The sequence below is a fragment of the Bacillus sp. SIMBA_074 genome (assembly GCF_046534555.1).
Taxonomy (GTDB): Bacteria; Bacillota; Bacilli; order Bacillales; family Bacillaceae_G; genus Bacillus_A; species Bacillus_A mycoides.
In genome coordinates, this window is record NZ_JAWRYM010000207.1 from 1 (window position 1) to 349 (window position 349).

A 349-nucleotide genomic window follows, 5' to 3' on the forward strand; every position below is an offset into this window, starting at 1 on the left:
CTGGTTCATTTCATATTGCGTCTTTTGTTTCACCGGCACGAGGAGCCCCAAATCAATATAGTAACGAACGGTATCAATCGAGACATCAAACTGCTTCGCAAACGCTCCTATTTTCATGCGGGTATCCTCCATCTGTCATCTCACTCAAAAAACTGGAGCTAACTCTATGTTTTTGAAAAAAAGCACGTGAATCGTCTATTGACCTCAAGTTACCTCTACTGTTTACACTAAAGCACATCAAGGACAGAAAAGTGAAAATAATATTACTTGTCAAAATATTCCATTTGGTTTTCTTCAGCACAGGAGGCTTAACTATGCAAACGATTGTATCACAGGATTTAACGAATTG

General features: G+C 38.7%; 1 protein-coding gene. It reads right to left on the reverse strand.

Features of this window, described 5'->3' with window-relative positions; all coding sequences use genetic code 11:
* Positions 1–117: MerR family DNA-binding transcriptional regulator (locus SB773_RS30520; RefSeq protein WP_410593955.1), on the reverse strand; the 117-nt coding region annotated here is incomplete at its 3' end.
* Positions 118–349: the final 232 nt, after the last annotated feature.